Raw genomic sequence first — 19,757 nt, 5'->3', positions numbered from 1 at the left:
CTTTGCGTAGAAAAAGCGGCTTGCCCTGATATAAGGCAAACCGCTTCCTCAAAATTTATTGTTTTATTGGAAATATTAAGCCGGAGAGGTAACTGTCTCCGCTGCCAGTTTTTCCTTCCTGTTCGCTGCATTGCGAACCCGCTGGCCTTTGATATGCCCCTCATATCGGCACTCATCACTGCAATACTTGACATTGCTTCTTGTGGTGGAAAAGGTCTTACCGCAGTTTTCACAAGTGCAGTCACGCCGCCTGTTTTCTGCCGCTTCCTGCCGGTAGAACTTCGCCCGGCAATTCGGTCCGCAGAACATAGCAGCCGAGCTTTTGGATTCAAATCCCTGACCGCAGCACTTACAGGTTAGCTGAAAAGGCTGCCCAACGGTGTGCTTCCCGGCCTTAATCAACTGATAGCGCTCCCGGCTTTTGATGCGATGCTGGCGTAGCTGCTCCTGCCGCTTGATTTCCTCTGCTGTCAGCTCCGGGGCAGGAAGTTCAAACTTTCCGATGAATTTCAGGAAGATTTCTACCTCCTGCGTTCTGTCCCCGTCGATGCGCTCCGGGGCATGAACGATGATTTTATCAATAAATTCATTGATCATCGGTGTAGTCAGCTCGGAGAAATCGGTGTACTTTTCTGCCAAAGCAAGGAACTGCTCTACACGGGCAGTATCTTCCTCATAGCTCGTCAGGCTTTCCTCCGTTTCTGCAATCTGTGCGGAAAGGTTTTTCTGTTCGACTTCGTACTCAGCAAGCAGGCTGTCAAAGCGTTCCTCAGAAATTCGGCCTACGGCAAAGGATTCATAGAGCTTTTTAATGATCGTATCCAGCTCACTGTGGCGCTTACGGTCTTTGTTCAGCTTTCGTTTGGCATCTTTGGCCGCCTCCACCTGCCTGACCTGTGAAGCGGCTCGTATCTTCTCGGTGAATTTTTCCCGATCTGCTATGGCAAGCTGGCTGACAGTGCGGATTGTCTCTAAAATAAGGATACGCAGCGACTTAGTGGTAATATAGTGCCCGCAGCAGTCCTTTCCATGCTTCTGATGTGCCAGTGTATAAGAGGAGCAGTCAAAGAAATCCGACGGATACGGAGTGCCTTCTGTACCGCCTCTGGAACGATGATTATACATCTTTGCGCCGCAGTCCGCACAGTATAAAAGCCCGGTCAGGGGATTGGCTTCGCCTATGGTATCAATACGCCGTGGCGTTTTCCGCAGTTGCTGAGCAAGCTCCCATGTTTCCGGCTCGATAATGGCCTCATGGGTGTTCTCGAAGATCAGCCAGTCCTCCTTGGGATTAGGAATAGAGGTCTTGTCCTTATATGACAGCTTGTGGGAACGGAAATTGACCGTATGCCCCATATACTCAGGCTTAGACAATATCTGCCCCACAATATAGCCGCTCCAGTTATAAGGATATGCGAACTCGGTCTTACTTTTCCAAACGCCAATGCCTTTCCTTGCAAAATAGACCGCCGGAGCTTCTACCTTATCTTCAAAAAGGATTCTGGCAATGTCATAGGGGCCTTTTCCCTCGATGGTCAGACGGAAGATGCGCCGCACAACGGCGGCGGCCTCCTCGTCAATCAACCAATGGTGCTTGTCGTTCGGGTCTTTCTTATAGCCGTAGATGGCACTGTTGGTGGTAGGCTTGCCTGATTCCCCCTTCACACGGATAGCGGTTTTCTGCTTGCGGCTCAGATCACGCAAGTACCACTCGTTCATGATGTTGAGGAACGGAGCAAATTCATTGCTGTTCTGGTCGTTGCTGTCCACGCTGTTGGCGATGGCAATAAAATGAATGCCATGCTGACGGAACATAACCTCCGTGTAAAAGCCGGTCTGCAAGTAGTCACGTCCGATTCGGGACATATCCTTTACGATCACACGAGCCACCTTGCCAGCTTCAATGTCTGCCACCAGCTTTTTCCATGCCGGTCTTTCAAATGTGCCGCCTGAGAATCCGTCGTCCGTGTAATGGGCAAAGTTTGTGTACCCCTGCTGTGCGCAATAGCCCTCCAAGTATTTCTTTTGATTCACAATGGAGTTGCTATCCCCAATCTGGTCATCGTCACGGGAAAGTCGTTCGTATAAGGCGGTGATCTTGTCCTCAGTCTGAATGATGCTCATGATGCGCTCCTTTCAGACTGACGGCTCATTTGTGGTACACCAATTATATCACAAGTTCCGTCGTTTGTAACTACTTCGTTGCGTATCATTCGTAAAATTTTATCCTCCATTGTCTCTTTCCCACTTTCACTGAAAGCGACTCTCACCTTGTAGGTGGTGCCGCCAATACGTCTTATCATATACTGTGCCTGTTTGTTTTTATCCATAGCGTTCCTCCTTGAAAAATTCATGTTCGTTTGATATACTAATGGTGGTTCCGACTGATGTAAGTCGGTGGCATCTTGTGTCATGTTTCATAAAGCTACCGCAACTTGCGTCCTCCTTTCTCTTGATACGGGTTGAAAAAGTAACCTAAATAACCGCTTATCAGATTACCCTCTCACTAATAGGAGAAATCCGGGGTGTAAATCGGAACTGTTTTTGAAAGAAATTCAAAAAATTTTCGGAGGTGAGGTCATGACAGATGAAAATAGAACATTTCTCCTGTTCCCGGATGACGGTGATGACCTAACCGAATGGGATGAAGCCTCCGATCTGACGATACAAAACGAGCAGTTAGAGGAAATCCTCTCCGAAGAACGAGCCTTAGAGCTGGAAAGAGAGCTGGAGCAGGACGAAAACCCAAGGGACTACACCGTAGAACTGGAGGACGAAGAGGAAGAAGCTGCTCCTGTCAGCGAAAAACGCTTAAAGCGCCAGATACGGGCAGAGGCGTTGGCACGGCTGGAGGATGCTGCAAGAACAGAGGACGACTTTCGATACGTTGTCAGCGAATGGGACAGGTTGGATCGGAATCGGGAACGACGGGAGCGTGACCATGAAAATCTCCGGGGAGATGTTCCGTTAGAATACATGGCAGTTCCCAATCCGAAGATGATTCCGCTGTATTTGAATCTGCCACGATACCGCCAGCTTGCCAGCGGCAATTTTCTGGATATCATTTTTTCTTGCCCCTATGAACTGCATGAGTTGGTTGCAAGCTCATTTATTTCTGAGCTGATACGCAGCCTTACCATTGATCAGAAGGAAGTGCTGTATTACCTGTCCATCCGGCAGTACAGCACCATACAGGTGGGTATGATACGGGGACAGACAGACCGAAACATTAGAAAGCTCCGAAAGAATATCCACAAGAAGCTGCAAAGAGCGGTTTATGATTACCTTTTGGAAAAACAGAACGACTGTGGAAGCCTAACGCTGCGGGAACGGCAGTTCTTAGAGGAATATGGGCTTTTGCTGAAAGCCTATGGCAAGGACGCCGTTATCCTCCGGGAGAACAAATCAAAGCCGAGGAAAAAGAAAGCTGCCCTTGGCAGCAGCAAGGACAGCGAATGATCTGATTGAATTTGATAAGCAGATGACCGAAAGGAAGGATTTGCGTTATGAATACATTTTTTGAGCAATCCCGTTCCCATTGGGTGCGGTATGAACGCTATGAAATCAAAACAGGCAAGGACGGGAAGAAATACATCACCCCGGCAAAGGATGCCAGGCCGGATGTCTATAACCCACTCAAGGAAGCCCCGGACATTGTGCTGGATGCTCTGAATGTGGGGATGCTGATGATGAACGGCAAGAAAAGCTCTGAGCCAGAGGTAGAAAAGGCAATCTTGGAATTTATTACCCACTATGGGCTGCTGGGCCTGATGACGGCCCTGCCCACCACGCCGTCCTTTATGGATTATGAGGCGGTATATCTGCCAAAGAACCATTTTATCAAGGAAGAAACGATGGAGACGGAGAAGTATCTGTCCCTGTTTTACCCCTTTGATAAGCTGGATGTGGTCAAGAACGGTGTGGAATCCAGTTGGAATGTGTCCAGCGACCGGGCAATGATTGCACTGACCATGACCTTTATGGACGAGCCGATGGCAAAGACCATGAGCTTCCAGCGGGCGTATGCAGAGCCTTACGATTGGGTGGCACAGCAACTCAAGGATTGGGCATTTAATATGCTGACCTCTTTCTTCTATTATAATGACTATGATTCCATGGAGGAAGAAAGCCGGAATATGCTGCGTAAGTCTATGGCTGCATTTGGCGGCATTGCACCCACCTATCATATAGAGCTGTTGGATAGGCCAACGATCTATTGGGATTTCCATTCCCTGCTGTTGGGGATTCAGATGATGTTCAGCTTCATGCTGGTGGACAGCACAAAGCCGTTGCGGATGTGCAAGCAGTGTCAGAAAGTGTTCCTGAGTAACCGGGCTAACTCCGCTTTTTGCAGTGCAAGGTGTAAAAATCAGTATAATGTTTATAAGAGCCGGGGAAAGAATAAATCAGAGGATGGTGATAATAATGCCTGAAAATCAGAACATAGAATGGAAAGCTAAGTGGAAGGATGACTATCTGGAATGGATTTGCGGCTTCGCCAATGCACAGGGCGGCAAGATTTATATTGGCTGTGACGATGATGGAAAAGTTATCGGCCTGCCCAATATCCGCAAGCTGCTGGAGGATGTTCCAAACAAAATCCGAAATGCCATGAGCATCGTGGTGGATGTCAATCAGCTGGAGCGTGACGGGAAAGAATATCTGGAAATCGTTGTTCCACCATATCCCGTTGCCATAAACTGCAAAGGTGTCTATTATTATAGAAGCGGCAGCACCATGCAGACCCTTTCTGGCCCAGAACTGGAGAGCTTCATTCTACGCAAACGTGGTGCTTCGTGGGATAATATGCCCTTGCCGGGATTTACGTTGGATGATATTGATGATGAGTTGGTCAAGAGATTCAAGACCCTTGCCGCCAAGAAGGGCCGGATCGACCAAAGCGTTTTAGACGAGGACAAAGCGGATTTAATGGAAAAGCTGCGTCTGACCAATGCCGGGTATTATACCAACGCAGCGATGCTGCTGTTCTGCAAAGACCCTGACCGCTGGCAGCTGGGCGCATACACAAAAATCGGCTTTTTCGAGAATGATGCCGATCTCCGTTATCAGGATGAAATTCACGGCTCCTTGTTGGAACAGATTGACAAGATCATTGAAGTCATCCATCTGAAATATATGAAAGCGAAAATCACTTACGAAGGGATGCAGCGCATTGAGCGTTATTTTGTTCCCGACGCTGCCCTGCGTGAAGCCCTTCTTAACGCTCTATGCCACAAGCAATATGAAAGCGGCGTTCCGATTCAGATCAGCGTGTATGAGGATAAGCTGTATATCGCTAACTGTGGTAGGCTTCCAGACAACTGGACGGCAGACAGCCTGATGTCCAAACACGCATCCCGCCCTTACAACACGGCGATTGCGAATGTGTATTATTTGGCCGGCTTCATCGAGAGCTGGGGACGTGGTATTGAGAAAATCTGTCAGGCTTGCAAGGAAGATGGAAGCCCGCTTCCTGCGTACACCGTGCATCCCGGCGATATTATGATTCAGTTTACAGCGTCAGAGGATCGGGTTATTCGATCTGCCACCTACAAGGTGACAGAAAAGGTAACAGAAAAGGTAACAGAAAAGGTAACAGAAACCTTGGATGAAAAATCCATGCAAATTCTGGCCCTGATTTCCGAAGATCCTGCATACACATCTACCACCATAGCAGATAAGCTATCTATCAGCAGAAAAACAGTTTCTCAGCGTCTGAAGGAGCTGAAGGAAAAAGGAATCATCGAGCGCATCGGGTCTGACCGAAAAGGCTACTGGAATATAAAGAGCTAAGTGATACAGAATTAGCCCCACACCAGCGTTCATTCATGCTGATGCGGGGCTAACATGTGTTTAGCAATATACAAGCTCCGTCAGAACAATTTCCTCTGCACGGTTATGAATGTTGTTCATGCGCCGTACCCATTCCATTTGATCGGTAGCTTTAAGTGCCTCGGTCACACCTTCCAGTCGTGCCATAGCTTCGCACATGATCTCCATACGCTGATTGCAGGATTTGTCTATCTCTGCAAGATGTTCATGCAGGGTGCAGCTTGTTAGGTAGTGTGCATAAAGGACGGGACGATGCTCTTTCAAGTAGCGGCGGCGCATACGGCCATACTTACCGATCTGATATTCCTCGGTCTCCGGCAGCGCAAGGTCGGGGATATAGTAATCGCCAACCTTCGTATATGTGCCGCCCATTTCTTCAAAAATAGACTTCATTTTCATGCTCCCTTCGTGCTAAAATGTCAGCAGTTATGCGGATTTTTTTCCTTTCCCACAACTGCCAGACCAATTCACCACAAATGAGCCGCCAGTCATGTAATAGTATTAGGCGGTAGAAACCACCCTCTACATATTACATCTTGGTTTGCGATACTGGCACTTTCGCCTTGCAGGTCATCGTCCTTTGACAGCCTGCAATAGACCGCTGCACGATAGCCCCCGGCAAGTGCCTTTCCGATTGTTCTATATTCCATTTCGTTCATCATAGCCATTTACCCACACAATCCAGACGGTATCTGGCTCTTTTGAACCTCATCTTCATTATACTTCAAATCTTTCTTTTTAGCAAGATATTCTTTTGTATTTGTCTTCCCATATTTCTGGGAAATCAGGCTGACGAACACATCGGTTGCGTCCAGTTCCCCGTCAAACACCGTTGTAACATGAATCTCTGTTTTGTTTTTTGCCATAGGCAGTTATCCTCCATACATGAAAATAGCCAGACAGAGGGTGTCGGCAACGAAGTCCGGCAACGGGCTTCAAAAGACCTTGCAAACAATCTCAATCTGGCGATGGTTACTATTTATACTTTTCTTTTATTTTTCTGTTGTTTTGGTTGTTATAAGGGAGAAAAGCCCGGAAATAAGGGGTTTTCCCCGGCAACCGGCTCGGCAACGGGATAGCAACAGGGGGTGCAACGGGCGGTCATTTTCAGAATGGAAGCTCCATCTGTTCTGTGACCTCCACAAAACCATCCATCGTTTTTTCAGACGGGTTGCCGGAGTCCGTTGCTGGGTTTTCACGCTCCCAGCCCTTTTGTCTGCCATATTCGGAAAACATTCTTGGGTTCGGGAAGTACCGCCAGCCGGTAATGCACTGGTTCATAATCTCGTTGATTTCCCGGATTTCCCATTGCTTCGGCTCGTCAAAGGTATGGTTCAAGGCTTCCTTGTAAAGCTGCTTGGAACAGACCATGCTCCCGGTGTACTTATCAAGATACGCCTGTATCATTCCGGCTTTGGTGTCCTCCGGCATAAAATCCCGCTGGTGTTCTTTGAGATACCGTTGCATGGTGGGGCTGAAAGCCAGCTTGAACCTGCCGCTTCGGTAAATCTCCATAGCTTCTGCCCACATCTGCTCGATATAGGCTCTGGAAGCAGCTTCGTCCTCCAAAATGTGAACCTCGGCTTGCTCCGGGTACACCATGACGGGGATAAAGCGGCGGTTGCCGGAACGGTCAAGGGGCAGGAAGTCAAGGGCATTGGAAGTGCCGCCAAACACGCACTGACGGGGGCGGTCTGCCGGGTGGGTTTCATAGGGTATCTTGTAAACTTCTTTCTGCCGGCTTAAAAATGACTTGATTTCCTCAATGCTCTTGGCGTTGGCGGTTGCCATCATTTCCGACATTTCGATAATCCAGTGACCTTGCAGCTTGCGGTACACATTGTCATCGTCCAGCTTCCGCAAATCATCGGAGAACCACTCGTCCCGGACTGCCAGCAGACGGAAGAAGGTGGACTTGCCAGCCCCCTGACCGCCTACCAGACAGAGCATGATTTCAAACTTACACCCCGGCTGAAAGGCTCGTGAGATTGCACCCAGCAGGAACAGCTTCAACGCTTCATAGGTGTAATCGTCTGCGTCAGCCCCCAGAAAGTGCCGCAGACAGAAACGGATTCGTTCTGTCCCGTCCCACACAAGGGCACTTAGGTAGTCCCGGATGGGATGGTACTTGTTTTCATTCGCCACAATCCCGATGGCGTTATCAATCTTTTTCTCATTGGTAAGCCCGTAGGTTTCTTCCAGATAGAGAAGCAGATACTTCATGTCCGTATCGTTCAGGGCGGTGCTTTCCCTGTGAAAGCCGATGGGCTTTATGATGTCCTTGCGGTCAGTTAGGATGTTGTATGCGATAGCCCCGGAAAGCAGAGGGTCACGCTGGAATACGGTCAGGCAGTTCCGGATGCTCTGACGGACACCGCCTTTCTCGGTGGTTTCCAGCCCCGCCTTGATTTCCTCAATGCTCTGGGGCGGCTGCATGGCGTTCATGGTGTTTTTTAGTTCTTGCTGCGTCTGCGGCTGCAAGCTCTGCCATTCGCTGTTCAAGCTGTATCACATCCTTTCCGTAGTCCGTAATCAAAGCCGCTTTTTCCTCTGTCTCCCCGAACAGCAGCACATCCAGCAGATATTCCACTTGTGCTTGCTTCTGTAAGGCTTCCACAAACCGGGGATGAAAGGCTTCCTCCAGGGAGTGCGGGGCGTAGTCCGTTCTCCATGCCATAAGCAAGTGGAGATAATCGGCAAGAATACGGAAACAGCGGTTCTTTGCTTCCTGAAACTGTTCCTCCGGGGATTTCTGCCGGGGCTTGGGCTTTTTTGCCTTTCCCGGCGGTTTCCAGTCCTCATAGGAAAGCCCGAAGTCCTGTGCCAGCTGTGCGGCGGCTTCTTTCTTTCCCAGCCCATACAGGGCGGCGGCAAAATCAATCACATCCCCATCCGCACCGCAGCCGAAGCAGTGGTAACGCCGATCCAGCTTCATGCTTGGGGTTTTATCGTTATGGAACGGGCAGCAAGCCATCCCGTTCCGACCTACATGGATTCCATAATGCTCCGCAGCCTGTCTTGTTGTGACGGACTGCTTCACAGCTTCAAATACATTCAAATCTATCCCTCCTTGAAAATAAGAAAAGCACCTGACATTCTCTGATTGAAAATGGCAAGTGCCTGTTAAAGTTCCATATCCTGTTGTTTGTGTTTCGTCTGTGCCGGGACAGTTCTTTGTGCTTTTTTCTCGTCAGCCTTATCCTGCAAGACTTCTTTGATAGGCTGTTTCTTGGGCGGCTCTTTGCTTTCTTCTGTGCCGGGGGTGGCTTTCCGTACCCAGTAGCGAATGTCCCGCAGCTTCTTCAAATCCTCCTGTACCTCGGTCAGCGGTGTTTTCAGGGCTGCAATTTCTTCCAGAAGCGTTTCCTGCTCCTCTTGCAGCTCCTTTTGGGTACTGTCCTTATCGTCCGGGTGCTTGGCAAGGTAGGCGGCGGCTTTCACATACCGGGCAACCTCCGGGTGTTCCTGTTTGAATTTCTCCTTTGTTTTCTTGAAAAATATCTTCTGGTACTTCTCATAGACAGGCTTACATTCCTTGCAGTCTGTCCGGCTGGCAAGAATCCCGTCAATCACTTTGCTGCGGGCTTCCTTTGGCTTCATCTGATTGCGGTAATCTGCGGCTGATTTCCCGGAAGATTCCAGAAACGCTTCTAAGTCCTCCACAGTGGAAAGCCCCTTTTGCCGGAGATAGGACAGGGCTTCGCTGACTGCCTTTAAGTCCTGTGAAGTCCCCCGGTTCTGTCCAGCCCTCGTCCAGTCCTTCCGTTCTTCCTTTCGTATCTCCATGTACTTCATCAGCAGATTGGGAAGAAGTGTCGCTTCCTCCGCCGCTTTTTTTGCAAGCAGCTCTTTCCGTTTTTCTCCCAGCTCGGTAATCCAGCCTTTGAGATTTTGGATAAGCTGCCGGATGGACTTCATCAGACTGTTGGCGGCTCTGATTTCCCGGTTCAGGTTTCCGATATTCGTCTGGATACCACGCTTTTCCATCTGCCGGACAGCAGCCCCCTCATGGACAGTGGGGACAATATCAAGCCCCTGTCTGGCATAGGAACGCAAGTCCACACGCTCCGGACGGTCATTGGCTTCCAGATAGCGGTTCTGGATGACCTCCCATTCATGCCGCCAGATTTCGCAATACTTCTGGTCGTTCCAATCCACCGTATCCTCCTTGTGGCTTTTCCATCTGCCGGACGGAAGTTTTATCCGTTCCCCGTTTTCGTCAAGGTCATAAACCTTGCGGCTCTTGGGAAGCCATTTTCCATGTTCGTCCATTGCCCTCATAGTGAGCATGACATGGGCGTGGGGATTGTGTCCCGGCGGATGGGGGTCATGGATTGCAAAATCAGCAATCATGCCTTTGGAAACAAACTGCTGCTCACAAAACTCCCGGACAAGGACAGCATACTGGTCGGGTGGTATCTCTCTTGGGATGGTAAGCACCCACCGCCTTGCAAGCTGGGAGTTCCATTGCTTTTCCACCGCTTCGGCGGCGTTCCATAAGGTATTGCGGTCTGCATACGACCGTGGGGCGTTTGCCGGGAGCAGAATTTCATTGTGGACGATACCACGCTTTTCCGGGTAGTGCTTCACTTGCTGGTCGTATTCACAGAACAGCTTTTCGCCGCTTTGGTAAGCAGCGGCGGCAACCGCAGACTGCCGCTGGCTGCGCTGAACAATCGTGATTTCGTTGTGTGGGCAGGGCATTTCGTGTCCCTCCTTTCGGTAATTGGTGGATGGGGTGGCGTTTTACCACCTCATTTTGGGCAGAAAAAAAGCAGGAGACCTTTTTTCAGATTTCCTGCTCGATGTGCCGCTGTGTGGGCGGCGGGTATTTAGTTGTAAAAGTTCGGGACAAGTTGACCCGATGAGTGAATGATAAATAGAAAATTTGCAAAGACTATTGACATTTTTCCAAAATATCTTTCAGTTGAGCAGTCAACACATCTTCTTGACCGAGAAGCACATCTTTTTCATATACAATGGTATTCCACAGATTGCTGAGTTCTGCGGAAATTTCAGGGCTATCACAAAATTCGTGTGCCACCCAAATATTGCTGGCTATCGCTTCTGGGGCGCCATCAATGGACAGACCTTTATCTTTGATTGTATCAATCGCACGAGAAATATATTTATCAAATTGTGCTGCTCGACTTTCTGTATGTGACTTGTCGCTCACATAGTGTCCAATAAAAAAGGAAATTGCAAATCCAGCGATGATGAACACGATAGTCAATGCTGTACCTATTCTTTTCATACTTCCAACTCCTTTGTCAAATTCAAGAACTATTTTTTATTGCTTCCTATCCAGTAACATCCTGCTCCGATTACCGCTGATAAAAATTCAATTCCTTTCAAATACATATCGTAGTTTGTATATCCGATAATTGGACCAGATAAAACATAAATTATAACAAACACAATAACTGTAACTATTGCTCTCTTAGCAGTGTCCTTCACTTTTATTCCCTCCATAACTTCGACATTGTTGCTATGAAATTTTCTTTTCATCATCTCTCGGTGGTCGGACATAACATAACATTTCTTTTTCACAAGCACCAAATTTTGAGAAATTGGATTTCGCTTCTTTTAGTGTTATTCCATGATTAGAGTCGCTTGGTTCGTTATCAGAAGCAATGAACGGGTCATTCTCCCAAAAACAAACGGGACAGATATACCCACAATCTTCATTTGCCGGAACATTATAGGTAAAATATCCGCAGCAAGGACATTGGTATTTTTTCATATAAACCTCCCGTTTAAGCCTTGACCTCAAATTCCTGATTTATTGCTGACTTCATTATACTTCATTGCCTATCGAAAAGATAGCATATTTTATGAAACTTGTCGGCTGGGAACAGCTTGCACCGCAAGGTGTCCCCAACAGGCAAGTCCACAAAAGGGTAGCTGGCGGCAGCCAGCGCAGGGGAAGTGTAGCGTCCCCTGTATGATTTGGAGCAGACCATGACTGCGGAAAATCACAGCCCTCCGGCGAGGAGCCTTCGGAGAACGCAATGCGCCAACCTCTGGGTGGTGTATAATTGCGCCCTTAGTAAACTAAGGGGTTTCCGGCTTCTCCCGTTCCAGCAGTTTTTTCAATAGTTCCTGCGTGTCCTGCCTGTGAAAAATGAGTTTCAACAACAGCATGACATCATCATCTGTCAGGCGTTCCGGCTCTTGCAGAAAACTTTCCAGCATACCGCCACGAGTACAGAGCCGGTGCGTCCGTTCCTTTCGGGTAAGCTGCTTTAACTGGTGCTGCAATGCCTTTTCATCATTGATGGCTTTCCGCAGTTTCTTTTCGCTTTTCTCCAACTCCCGATTGAGTTTTTCCAGCTTTGAAGTATCAGGCAAGGGCAGCGTCCTCCTTTCCCGGTATCAGCACATAAATCCTGTTTGGTTCTCCAACGCCCTGACGCACCCGCATGATAAGTCCGGCGTTTTCCAGTTCATTCAAAGAACGCTTGACCGTCATAGAGCTGCGGGACAGGACTGCGGCAATGGCTGTGACAGGGAAGCAGACAAACAGGATTCCGTTCTCGTCCTCCTGCCCATTGGAGAGCATAGCGTCCAACATCCGGCAGTACATGACCTTTGCGGTGCTGCTGACTGGAAACCCTGTCAACGCTCTTGGAAAAGCCATACAGGGCGGCAATGGTGTGTCTATCGTCATAAATTCAAAATTCATTCGGTGTGTTCCTCCTTTTTCTTTGCTCGTTTGGATAAATAACGGGGGCAGTCAATCACAACCGCCCGGAAACTCTGCTTGCACCCATGCTGGCATTTCCGGCATAATTCGTTGTAAGTGACACGCCCCCGGTCATTGAGGTAAAAAGAAAGCTCATGCTTCCTCTTTTTGCTCATTCTCGGCATATTGCGCTTCCTCCCGTTTTCGTGTATGGTTTCGGGGCGATTTTCGGCAAAATTACAGCCATAGAGCCGCCTAAAATCTCCCGAAGTATCAGCGATAGGGTAGACTATCCCCCTATCAGATTGTCGTGTTTCGGTATCATTTCGGTGTCAGTTCGCCAGTTCTCCCCGGTGTCGTTCCTCCCCTGAATCTCACAGCGGCGTATCGCTCCCTTTGGTATGCTCGTTTCGGTCAGGGTTCCTCCACATCCCTGCCAAAAGTCATGGCACTACATCGCCGGGGAAGCATATCCCACACAGGCTGGTCATTCGATTGGAATAATCCATCGATGAACTACCTGTATCATAGAACATTTTTGTGCCTCGTGCGGTATGTCCACAAAGTAGGAATTAAGGGCAAAAATCAAAAATTTCCACGATTGCGGAATTGATATGGTATAATCAATTCAACGGTTATATATGTTGTCAAAAAGGGGGAACTGCTTCAATGAACGGAGCTACTACAATACAGGAACGGCTAAAAGATTTACGATTAAACAAAGGATTAAAACTGGAAGAACTGGCTGAGCAAACGGGTATTTCAAAATCGGCTCTTGGCAGTTATGAAAAAGACGACTATAAGGAAATCAATCATGGCAACCTTATCCTGCTGGCAGATTTTTATGGGGTGTCCCTCGATTATCTCTTTTGCCGGACAGAGAACCGGGCGGAGATCAACACGCCATTAAGGGAGCTGCATTTGAGCGATGAAATGGTAGCACTTCTGAAAAGTGGTCGGATTAACAACCGTCTGCTGTGCGAACTTGCCACACATAAGGATTTTATCAAGTTTCTTGCGGATATTGAGATTTATGTGGATGGGATTGCCACCATGCAGATTCAGAACCTCAATGCCCTTGTCGATACCGTCCGGCATGAAATCATTGAACGGTATCGCCCTGGCGAAGACGACCCCCATTTGAAAGTGTTGCAAGCCGCCCATATCAGTGATGATGAGTATTTCAGTCAGATGGTACGGGATGACCTCAATCTCATTATCCGGGATATTCGGGAAGCTCACAAAAAGGACAGCGAGAGTGCACCCCAGACCACCGTTGCTGATGAACTGAAAGAAAATCTGGAAGCGGTCGAAAATTTCAAGGGCAGCCGGGATGAAAAGCTCGTTGTACTTTACTGCAAGCAGCTCGGTATCAACTATAAAAATCTGTCAGACGAAGAATTTCGCTGGCTGATTCGGATTCTCAAAAAATCAAAGAAAATGGGAACGCCTATCAGCCAGAGGAAAAAACGATAAAGAAAAACCGCTGTTGCATGGTTGGGATGCCTTCCATGTAGCAGCGGTTCTTACTGTGGTTATTATTTCATTCGTTTTCTTAATATCCGGCGATAATTTGTTTCTCCCTTTGGTGCGTCCTGTATAATTTCCAACACACCATCTTCAAGCATTTTATCAATGCGATTGGAAATCCATACATCACTAATTCCAAGTTGATATTTTCCTAAAACATTACCTATGACAATAGCCATTTTGAATTGTTCTGGCTGTTCCGCAATTTCACGAAGAATGAAACTATCATATATATCTTCTGAAACGCTTTGCAATTTACCATTTAACATTGCACGCAAAGGTGCATTTTCATTTTGAAGTTGATTCCATTTCATAGCGCAAGCTGAAAGAAATACAGGCTCAGCTTTCTCTTGTAGAGTTATATAATTTCCCCATTCGCCAGGAGACACCTCACCCCATGATATTTTAGATGTCATAGCATTTTCTTTTCCATATTCCCATGTAGGTAATTTAACCAAATAAATTGTTGTCTGACAGTTTAATGGTCGAAGTTGTTTCATAAGCCAGTACATACCGCAAAGTTCATCCGGATTATAGCTATACCAAATGCGAACTTCTTCCCCAGCTACATATCGTTCAATAACTGAGGACAATGTAGTTTTAATTTTCTGTATTTTTTCTTCAACCTGATAATCTAAATCCTCTACAAACCAGACAGACAGCATTTTCTTGAGAACATTTTTCCTCTGTTCGCCAATTTCATTATCAGAAATATCTCCCACACTAAGAGCCATATCAAAACAATAAACATCACTGCTCTTGCCTCCCAATGGAATAGCATTTTCCCAAGCAATACATTCTTGTTCTTGTGCTTGAAGTTGTGCTTCTTTCATTTCATTTGAAGATGGAACACTCCCGTTTTCGTGCCTTATAAATACCGAAATTGCACTTCCTCTATATTTTCCCCTGCCGTAAGTTTGGGCAATTTTCAAACTTCCACAGGCACTCTCACTAAATACAATTTCAACCATCTGATATACCTCCGATTTAATTGCTCCTGTTTATGAATAAATCATCTCATGCAAAACAATTTCTTCTGCCCGGTTATGGATGTTATTACATCGTTGTACCCATTCTATTTGACAGGTACGCTTTAATTCCTCTGTCACGCCCTCGGTAGCTTTCATCTGCTCCATAATAGTGTCTAACCGTTCCTGTGCCTGTTCGTTCAGGTCTGCAAGATATGTCCACAATTCTCCGGTCAGTATCAATGTATTCAATCTGACTGGGTGGACTTCTCTTAAATATTCCCGGTGCATCCGTCCGTACTTTCCGATAGGGCGGTGTTCCTCCGGCAGTTTCAAGTCCGGGATGTAGTAATCTCCGACAAGGATATAATCAATTCCGTTTTCCGTTATTCTTGGTTTCAATTCGCTCATGTTCCTTACCCCCTGTGGAAGCAGGCTCGTCTGGTACTAACTCAATAACATCGGTAATCTCACAATTCAGCGTTTCGCAGATACGGGCTAATGTGTCCATGCTGATGTGCTTTCCCTCTTTGCTCATGTTGGCAATCATATTCGTTGTCATACCGGCGGCAAGCCTTAAATCTTCTTTTCTCATATCACGCTCTAACAGTGTATGCCAGAGTGGTTTATAGCTGATGTGCATATTGCTTTCCTGCCTTTCTATCCATACCACCGGGGCGGCTGCCCCGGCAGGAACTTTTCTCTTATTATAGCACCAATCTTGTGTAATCACAATTTATTCTTGTAGACTGCCGCTGATACCGTCTGGATTGTGCTTTTCCTTTCTTTTTGTTCCCTTTAATTAGCCATGAACTGCTTCATACCCTGACTTTTTGCGGAGGGGTTATCGCCGCCGTAACCCTCCATCAGGTTGACGGCACCCCACACGCCCAGACCGGCACCCAATGCCACAACCAGAGTCTTCAGAACGTCCACTGCGCTGTTAAAGAATTCCATAGAAAAATCTCCTTTGTTTTGAAAAAGTGACCCTGCACACACCTGAAATCCGTTTGCAAAAAGCCGAAAGCCACGGCGAAGGCCGATTTTCCGGTGTACCTGTTGGGTCAATGGGTAAAAAATAACCGCTCGTCTTATCAGGCGGGCGGGAGTGAATCGGCATCCACCATGATGAAGGTATCATCCGGGTGGATTTTTTCTTTTCGTTTCAAGAACTTCTCGATATCGAGTGCGTTCTTGGGGTCATAATCGGAGGTGTACTTGTAGTTCGGGTGCTGGGTCAGGTCGTACTTGTCGCTCAAAAATGGGCGCACACCACGAAGCTGCAGGATGCACTTGCCGCCATCCAGCACCGCCAGTTCATCCCGGCTCATAAGTTCGTGGCCGAGTTTTTGATAGTTGGTGCCATAGCTTGGGCTATTGCCACGGGTATCAGAATTGTTGTAGCTGTCGATGGTTTCCTTGCCGAGTGCTTCGGCAAGATCTTTCAGGGTGGTAGGCTCGCTGCCGCCGAGAAAGATCTGCGAATCCATATTGCCGACAATGGTGTCGGCGTTGTCCTTGTAGATGGCTTTCAACTGGCTGCGGGTCTGTAAGACCAGACACGCCGAGATCTCACGGCTGCGGATGGTAGCCACCAGTTTTTCCAGCTGCGGAATTTGACCGATGTTGGCACATTCGTCAATCAAGCACCGCACATGGACGGGCAGTTTGCCGCCGTATTGGTCATCTGCCTTATCGCAGAGCAGATTGAAAAGCTGCGTGTAGATCATGGAGATCAAGAAGTTGAAGGTACTGTCGGTATCACTCATAATCAGGAACAATGCCGTTTTCCGGTCGCCCAGCTTGTCCAGCTCCAGCTCATCGTACATGGTGGCATCCCGGACTTCCTGAATGTCGAAAGGTGCCATCCGGGCACCGCAGGAGATCAGTATCGAACGGGCCGTCTTGCCGGCAGCTAATTTATAGAGCTTGTACTGGCGCACAGCGAAGGAATTGGGCTTTTTCTTGCCCAGATCCTCAAACAACAGGTCTACCGGATTCTGGTAAGTTTCATCATCTTCCGAGACCTGCATGGTGTTGAGCATTTCCAACAGCGTTGCGAAGTTTTGCTCCTCGACAGGGGCTTCGTAGTGGAGGTACGCGATCAGTGAAACCAGCAAAAGCCGTTCAGCCTTGTCCCAGAAAGGGTCGCCGCCCTGACCTTCACCTTTGGTGTTGGTCATCAGTGCGGTCACGAGTTTCAGAACATCCTTTTCACTGTGGATGTACGCCATGGGGTTATAGCGCATACTCTTGGAAAAGTTGATGGTGTTGAAGAATTTTAGCTTGTAGCCGTGCTTTAACAGGGCTTCTCCACATTCCACGCCGATACTACCTTTCGGATCTGTAACCACGAATGATACCGGAAAATTCTTGGAATCACATTGCAGCAGATTCGGCTTGATAAAGAACCTTGTCTTACCGCTGCCGGAGCCGCCGACTACCAGCACATTTTTGTTCCGGGCGTTCTTGGGGTCCGGTGGGCGGTTGGACATCATCAGGCGTTCTGTTTTGGTGAGGATGATATTGTCCTCAAACTTCGGAGCCATAAACGGCTCGATATCTTTGGGTCCGCCCCACCGGGCAGAGCCGTACTCCATGCCGTGGCGGTACTTCTTGGCGTTTTTACCACGCAGATAGACCGCCAGCCGTAACCCTGCGCCGCAGCACAAGCCCACCAGCAAATCCAGAGGGTGCAGGCTGGGCAGCGGATTTGAAAATGCAGCCGGGAGCGTATCCATCAGTGATACGATTTTGTCGCCCAGTTCCTTGCCCACGGCCAGCCGCCACGCCTCGCCCAGATTGGTGGCCAGCAAGCCAATTACCACATAGGGCAGATAGAGCACCAACAGCTTGGAAAGCTTCTTTTTGCTCATAGGCCACGCTCCTCCTGCTTGTGCCGCACTTTGTCCGGCAGATTTGCAACGGACTGCGCCAGATCGTGCAGCTTTGCCAGCACGGAAGGACGCTTGGTTTTATCCAGCACCGATGCCGAATATTCCTTGAATGCTGCGCTCAAAGCGTCCGTGTCCTGTGCCTTGAAGTAGATCAGATACCGGGGCGGCGTGCAGGACAGGTCTTTCTGGATGGAGTAGTCGATGTGATACCGCTTAGCATAGCGGTCAAAATCCTTGATGCCAGTTTTCTGGATCTCCACATTGGTCACGCCACGGTTCTGCCGTACCAGCCGCTTCATGGACTGCTTGCCCTGCGAAGCGTGCTTGTCGTACTGCCGCAGCAGAAACTGCATCCCACGCAGCAGGGTGCGGGCAGACAGTTTTGTGGTCGAGATGGCAAGGTTGACCGTCTTATGCTCGATTTCTTCCTGCATCGTTACCACCTCCTGTGCAGAAAATCGCCTTAACGGTCATGTTCCACCGGGGGCTTACTCACAGCCTTTTCTGCATCACTCTGAACTGATTCATCCGGAACCGGAATGACCATCAGGCGACGCCCCAGAGGGAGAAAGGCTTCGGGTTGATGGAATTCTTCTTCATACTTCTGCGCCAGCTCCGGGGAGAGCGATACAAAATCTTCCTCGCCCAGACCTACCACCAGAAAGGTTCCGGCAATAACATCGTACATCAGCCCGTCCTCGTCCCATAAGGCCCGGTTCAGCGGCAGACCCATAAGCTTGCCGTCATCGTTATAAACGATGGCAATCGGGTCATCAGCAAAGGGGTAGCTTGCGCCGATAGAGCCGCCCACCGCCTGCTGCAAGGCTTTCAGGTCGTTATCGATCTCGACCTGCTGCGGATACTGTCCCGGTGCAATTTTCAGCACCGACAGAGTGTTCTCGTTCTGCTCCATTATCTTCCTCCTCGAATTTGATGGTGATCTCCTGCCCGGCACGAGCGGCATTCATCAGTGCGGCGATGAAAAAACCACAAAGGGCACCAGCTTCAAAAATGATAAACGAATAAATAAAATTCATAACAACCCTCCTACATTGACTGAACTGTGAGAAAAAATCTCTCAGGGAGGACGAGGAACGCAAGATGCGATAACGGTATGCTTAGTGGAAACATTGGCATGAGTATGCGGTGCGGCATCGGTAGAAAAATAGTCGTACAGAGCATCCCGCAGAGAATGGAAGCAACAAGCATGGTAGTCGTGCAGACGGAGAACCAGAATCTTCAAAACATCAACGGCGGAACAGTAAAAGTCCTCCGTGACTTCTGCGAAACTCGCATAGCAGGTCATTTCAGTATCCATACTGCACCTCTCAGTCAATGCAGATGCAGACCATCTTCTTGCGGCCAGCCATCAGAGGAACACTGTTCTCGCCCAGATAACACTGGATCAGGTACAGGTCGGCGGTGGTAAGTGCAACAAAATTGCCATCGGTGTCGTAGCGTACAAAGATGACTGCGCCGGACAGGTAACGCTTGCCAGCCAGCGTAATGACCTGACGAGGATCGTAGCAGAGTGCCAGCGGCACATCTTCGCTGATGCTGTAGCAGGAATCAGTTTCATCGAAGCAAGGCAGGTAACTGCGAACGTTCGCCAGCGGGGTGATGGTCAGTTCGATCTCCGGGGCAATCACGGCGGCGTAAACTTCATCATCGCCGAGCTGCCGCTCCAGCACATCGCTCATCTTGTTGAAGAAGTCGGTCACAGCATTGTCCATGTGGTTGATTTTCTGGTTCATGGCTTCGATGGTCTTTGCGGTCTTGAGATCAATGGTAGTGTTCATAGTGCTTTTTCTCCTAATTTTTGCAAAAAAGAAAGACCCGGTTGGG

Annotated in this window: 27 protein-coding genes; 5 read left to right on the top strand and 22 right to left on the bottom strand. The window is 48.5% G+C overall.

The window, feature by feature from the left end; all coding sequences use genetic code 11:
- Positions 1-75: 75 nt before the first annotated feature.
- Both J3348_RS11880 and J3348_RS11875 read right to left on the bottom strand, forming a co-directional pair.
- Complete coding sequence (locus tag J3348_RS11880; protein ID WP_055145306.1) at positions 76-2,124, bottom strand: recombinase family protein; 2,049 nt, start codon at positions 2,122-2,124, stop codon at positions 76-78.
- Positions 2,121-2,330 carry a transposon-encoded TnpW family protein gene (locus J3348_RS11875; protein WP_055145303.1) on the bottom strand — a complete coding sequence of 70 codons (210 nt, stop codon included), beginning with the start codon at positions 2,328-2,330 and terminating at the stop codon, positions 2,121-2,123. The genes J3348_RS11880 and J3348_RS11875 overlap by 4 nt, the downstream gene beginning before the upstream one ends.
- A gap of 250 nt (positions 2,331-2,580) precedes the next feature.
- Here J3348_RS11875 and J3348_RS11870 point away from each other — a divergent pair, with 250 nt between their 5' ends.
- The 3 genes from J3348_RS11870 to J3348_RS11860 are packed head-to-tail and all read left to right on the top strand — an operon-like array spanning position 2,581 to position 5,793.
- Entirely contained in the window at positions 2,581-3,459 is an 879-nt protein-coding gene (locus J3348_RS11870; protein ID WP_055145300.1) for a hypothetical protein, read from the top strand.
- Between the two features lie 47 nt (positions 3,460-3,506).
- Positions 3,507-4,433 (top strand): hypothetical protein, encoded by a 927-nt coding sequence (locus J3348_RS11865; protein WP_055145297.1) that lies wholly within the window; start codon positions 3,507-3,509, stop codon positions 4,431-4,433.
- Positions 4,426-5,793: an ATP-binding protein gene (locus J3348_RS11860; RefSeq protein WP_055145294.1), complete on the top strand. Its 1,368-nt coding sequence runs from the start codon at positions 4,426-4,428 to the stop codon at positions 5,791-5,793. The genes J3348_RS11865 and J3348_RS11860 overlap by 8 nt, the downstream gene beginning before the upstream one ends.
- Before the next feature lie 60 nt (positions 5,794-5,853).
- Here J3348_RS11860 and J3348_RS11855 read toward each other — a convergent pair whose 3' ends face one another.
- Positions 5,854-6,225, bottom strand: coding sequence for a TnpV protein (locus J3348_RS11855; protein WP_055145291.1), 372 nt, complete (start codon positions 6,223-6,225; stop codon positions 5,854-5,856).
- A gap of 275 nt (positions 6,226-6,500) precedes the next feature.
- A complete protein-coding gene (locus J3348_RS11850) occupies positions 6,501-6,698 on the bottom strand; it encodes a hypothetical protein (protein ID WP_004612761.1) in 198 nt (65 codons plus the stop codon).
- Here J3348_RS11850 and J3348_RS14480 point away from each other — a divergent pair.
- Positions 6,672-6,911, top strand: coding sequence for a hypothetical protein (locus tag J3348_RS14480; RefSeq protein WP_021682886.1), 240 nt, complete (start codon positions 6,672-6,674; stop codon positions 6,909-6,911). The two genes, J3348_RS11850 and J3348_RS14480, sit on opposite strands and share 27 nt — an antisense overlap.
- Positions 6,912-6,939: 28 nt before the next feature.
- Here the strand turns inward: J3348_RS14480 and J3348_RS11845 are convergent, their stop codons facing one another.
- The 9 genes from J3348_RS11845 to J3348_RS11805 all read right to left on the bottom strand — a co-directional run bounded on the left by J3348_RS11845 (position 6,940) and on the right by J3348_RS11805 (position 12,702).
- Positions 6,940-8,277: a virulence-associated E family protein gene (locus J3348_RS11845; RefSeq protein ID WP_055262336.1), complete on the bottom strand. Its 1,338-nt coding sequence runs from the start codon at positions 8,275-8,277 to the stop codon at positions 6,940-6,942.
- Positions 8,246-8,890, bottom strand: a complete 645-nt coding sequence (locus J3348_RS11840) for a CHC2 zinc finger domain-containing protein (RefSeq protein WP_207699053.1) — start codon at positions 8,888-8,890, stop codon at positions 8,246-8,248. Before J3348_RS11840 ends, J3348_RS11845 begins: the two co-directional genes overlap by 32 nt.
- Positions 8,891-8,955: 65 nt before the next feature.
- Positions 8,956-10,536: a MobQ family relaxase gene (gene mobQ, locus J3348_RS11835; RefSeq protein WP_207699052.1), complete on the bottom strand. Its 1,581-nt coding sequence runs from the start codon at positions 10,534-10,536 to the stop codon at positions 8,956-8,958.
- Between the two features lie 193 nt (positions 10,537-10,729).
- The gene (locus J3348_RS11830; RefSeq protein ID WP_117541235.1) at positions 10,730-11,086 is read right to left on the bottom strand and encodes a hypothetical protein; all 357 of its coding nucleotides are present in this window, start codon (positions 11,084-11,086) and stop codon (positions 10,730-10,732) included.
- 29 nt (positions 11,087-11,115) lie between these two features.
- Positions 11,116-11,289, bottom strand: a complete 174-nt coding sequence (locus J3348_RS11825) for a hypothetical protein (RefSeq protein ID WP_227093999.1) — start codon at positions 11,287-11,289, stop codon at positions 11,116-11,118.
- A 31-nt stretch (positions 11,290-11,320) separates the two neighbouring features.
- Positions 11,321-11,575, bottom strand: a complete 255-nt coding sequence (locus tag J3348_RS11820) for a CPCC family cysteine-rich protein (RefSeq protein ID WP_117541237.1) — start codon at positions 11,573-11,575, stop codon at positions 11,321-11,323.
- A gap of 311 nt (positions 11,576-11,886) precedes the next feature.
- Entirely contained in the window at positions 11,887-12,183 is a 297-nt protein-coding gene (locus tag J3348_RS11815; protein ID WP_002594808.1) for a DUF3847 domain-containing protein, read from the bottom strand.
- On the bottom strand, positions 12,176-12,517 hold the full coding sequence (locus J3348_RS11810; protein WP_005930726.1) for a DeoR family transcriptional regulator: 342 nt from the start codon (positions 12,515-12,517) through the stop codon (positions 12,176-12,178). Before J3348_RS11810 ends, J3348_RS11815 begins: the two co-directional genes overlap by 8 nt.
- Entirely contained in the window at positions 12,514-12,702 is a 189-nt protein-coding gene (locus J3348_RS11805) for a hypothetical protein (protein ID WP_002304353.1), read from the bottom strand. Before J3348_RS11805 ends, J3348_RS11810 begins: the two co-directional genes overlap by 4 nt.
- A gap of 484 nt (positions 12,703-13,186) precedes the next feature.
- On the opposite strand from J3348_RS11805, the gene J3348_RS11800 reads away from it, so the two are divergent.
- Positions 13,187-13,993: a helix-turn-helix transcriptional regulator gene (locus J3348_RS11800; RefSeq protein WP_005930715.1), complete on the top strand. Its 807-nt coding sequence runs from the start codon at positions 13,187-13,189 to the stop codon at positions 13,991-13,993.
- A gap of 62 nt (positions 13,994-14,055) precedes the next feature.
- Here J3348_RS11800 and J3348_RS11795 read toward each other — a convergent pair whose 3' ends face one another.
- The 9 genes from J3348_RS11795 to J3348_RS11755 all read right to left on the bottom strand — a co-directional run bounded on the left by J3348_RS11795 (position 14,056) and on the right by J3348_RS11755 (position 19,711).
- Positions 14,056-15,018, bottom strand: a complete 963-nt coding sequence (locus tag J3348_RS11795) for a DUF3658 domain-containing protein (protein ID WP_035393624.1) — start codon at positions 15,016-15,018, stop codon at positions 14,056-14,058.
- A gap of 30 nt (positions 15,019-15,048) precedes the next feature.
- Positions 15,049-15,426, bottom strand: coding sequence for a TnpV protein (locus J3348_RS11790; RefSeq protein ID WP_055079944.1), 378 nt, complete (start codon positions 15,424-15,426; stop codon positions 15,049-15,051).
- On the bottom strand, positions 15,386-15,658 hold the full coding sequence (locus tag J3348_RS11785; RefSeq protein WP_002593556.1) for a helix-turn-helix domain-containing protein: 273 nt from the start codon (positions 15,656-15,658) through the stop codon (positions 15,386-15,388). Before J3348_RS11785 ends, J3348_RS11790 begins: the two co-directional genes overlap by 41 nt.
- Positions 15,659-15,813: 155 nt before the next feature.
- Positions 15,814-15,972, bottom strand: a complete 159-nt coding sequence (locus J3348_RS11780) for a Maff2 family mobile element protein (protein WP_112121893.1) — start codon at positions 15,970-15,972, stop codon at positions 15,814-15,816.
- A 137-nt stretch (positions 15,973-16,109) separates the two neighbouring features.
- Positions 16,110-17,891 (bottom strand): VirD4-like conjugal transfer protein, CD1115 family, encoded by a 1,782-nt coding sequence (locus J3348_RS11775; protein ID WP_207699051.1) that lies wholly within the window; start codon positions 17,889-17,891, stop codon positions 16,110-16,112.
- Positions 17,888-18,346, bottom strand: a complete 459-nt coding sequence (locus tag J3348_RS11770) for a PcfB family protein (protein WP_207699050.1) — start codon at positions 18,344-18,346, stop codon at positions 17,888-17,890. The genes J3348_RS11775 and J3348_RS11770 overlap by 4 nt, the downstream gene beginning before the upstream one ends.
- Before the next feature lie 29 nt (positions 18,347-18,375).
- A complete protein-coding gene (locus J3348_RS11765) occupies positions 18,376-18,825 on the bottom strand; it encodes a DUF3846 domain-containing protein (RefSeq protein WP_097779484.1) in 450 nt (149 codons plus the stop codon).
- Entirely contained in the window at positions 18,749-18,949 is a 201-nt protein-coding gene (locus tag J3348_RS11760; protein ID WP_117553876.1) for a hypothetical protein, read from the bottom strand. The genes J3348_RS11765 and J3348_RS11760 overlap by 77 nt, the downstream gene beginning before the upstream one ends.
- Positions 18,950-19,240: 291 nt before the next feature.
- Entirely contained in the window at positions 19,241-19,711 is a 471-nt protein-coding gene (locus J3348_RS11755) for a hypothetical protein (RefSeq protein WP_207699049.1), read from the bottom strand.
- Between the last annotated feature and the right edge of the window lie 46 nt (positions 19,712-19,757).

This window comes from Faecalibacterium sp. Marseille-Q4896 (genome assembly GCF_017377615.1).
GTDB lineage: Bacteria > Bacillota > Clostridia > Oscillospirales > Ruminococcaceae > Faecalibacterium > Faecalibacterium taiwanense.
This window is presented reverse-complemented; position numbering and strand designations above follow the sequence as displayed.

Bases quoted from the DNA above. Each gene is read 5' to 3' on its own strand.
- J3348_RS11770 (WP_207699050.1), bottom strand. From the start codon at position 18,346: ATGCAGGAAGAAATCGAGCATAAGACGGTCAACCTTGCCATCTCGACC.
- mobQ (WP_207699052.1), bottom strand. From the start codon at position 10,536: ATGCCCTGCCCACACAACGAAATCACGATTGTTCAGCGCAGCCAGCGG.
- J3348_RS11875 (WP_055145303.1), bottom strand. From the start codon at position 2,330: ATGGATAAAAACAAACAGGCACAGTATATGATAAGACGTATTGGCGGC.
- J3348_RS11850 (WP_004612761.1), bottom strand. From the start codon at position 6,698: ATGGCAAAAAACAAAACAGAGATTCATGTTACAACGGTGTTTGACGGG.
- J3348_RS11855 (WP_055145291.1), bottom strand. From the start codon at position 6,225: ATGAAGTCTATTTTTGAAGAAATGGGCGGCACATATACGAAGGTTGGC.
- J3348_RS11830 (WP_117541235.1), bottom strand. From the start codon at position 11,086: ATGAAAAGAATAGGTACAGCATTGACTATCGTGTTCATCATCGCTGGA.
- J3348_RS11845 (WP_055262336.1), bottom strand. From the start codon at position 8,277: ATGAACGCCATGCAGCCGCCCCAGAGCATTGAGGAAATCAAGGCGGGG.
- J3348_RS11865 (WP_055145297.1), top strand. From the start codon at position 3,507: ATGAATACATTTTTTGAGCAATCCCGTTCCCATTGGGTGCGGTATGAA.
- J3348_RS11785 (WP_002593556.1), bottom strand. From the start codon at position 15,658: ATGCACATCAGCTATAAACCACTCTGGCATACACTGTTAGAGCGTGAT.
- J3348_RS14480 (WP_021682886.1), top strand. From the start codon at position 6,672: ATGAATCTCTGTTTTGTTTTTTGCCATAGGCAGTTATCCTCCATACAT.
- J3348_RS11790 (WP_055079944.1), bottom strand. From the start codon at position 15,426: ATGAGCGAATTGAAACCAAGAATAACGGAAAACGGAATTGATTATATC.
- J3348_RS11765 (WP_097779484.1), bottom strand. From the start codon at position 18,825: ATGGAGCAGAACGAGAACACTCTGTCGGTGCTGAAAATTGCACCGGGA.
- J3348_RS11870 (WP_055145300.1), top strand. From the start codon at position 2,581: ATGACAGATGAAAATAGAACATTTCTCCTGTTCCCGGATGACGGTGAT.
- J3348_RS11820 (WP_117541237.1), bottom strand. From the start codon at position 11,575: ATGAAAAAATACCAATGTCCTTGCTGCGGATATTTTACCTATAATGTT.
- J3348_RS11810 (WP_005930726.1), bottom strand. From the start codon at position 12,517: ATGAATTTTGAATTTATGACGATAGACACACCATTGCCGCCCTGTATG.
- J3348_RS11760 (WP_117553876.1), bottom strand. From the start codon at position 18,949: ATGAATTTTATTTATTCGTTTATCATTTTTGAAGCTGGTGCCCTTTGT.
- J3348_RS11780 (WP_112121893.1), bottom strand. From the start codon at position 15,972: ATGGAATTCTTTAACAGCGCAGTGGACGTTCTGAAGACTCTGGTTGTG.
- J3348_RS11800 (WP_005930715.1), top strand. From the start codon at position 13,187: ATGAACGGAGCTACTACAATACAGGAACGGCTAAAAGATTTACGATTA.
- J3348_RS11795 (WP_035393624.1), bottom strand. From the start codon at position 15,018: ATGGTTGAAATTGTATTTAGTGAGAGTGCCTGTGGAAGTTTGAAAATT.
- J3348_RS11775 (WP_207699051.1), bottom strand. From the start codon at position 17,891: ATGAGCAAAAAGAAGCTTTCCAAGCTGTTGGTGCTCTATCTGCCCTAT.
- J3348_RS11880 (WP_055145306.1), bottom strand. From the start codon at position 2,124: ATGAGCATCATTCAGACTGAGGACAAGATCACCGCCTTATACGAACGA.
- J3348_RS11805 (WP_002304353.1), bottom strand. From the start codon at position 12,702: ATGCCGAGAATGAGCAAAAAGAGGAAGCATGAGCTTTCTTTTTACCTC.
- J3348_RS11755 (WP_207699049.1), bottom strand. From the start codon at position 19,711: ATGAACACTACCATTGATCTCAAGACCGCAAAGACCATCGAAGCCATG.
- J3348_RS11860 (WP_055145294.1), top strand. From the start codon at position 4,426: ATGCCTGAAAATCAGAACATAGAATGGAAAGCTAAGTGGAAGGATGAC.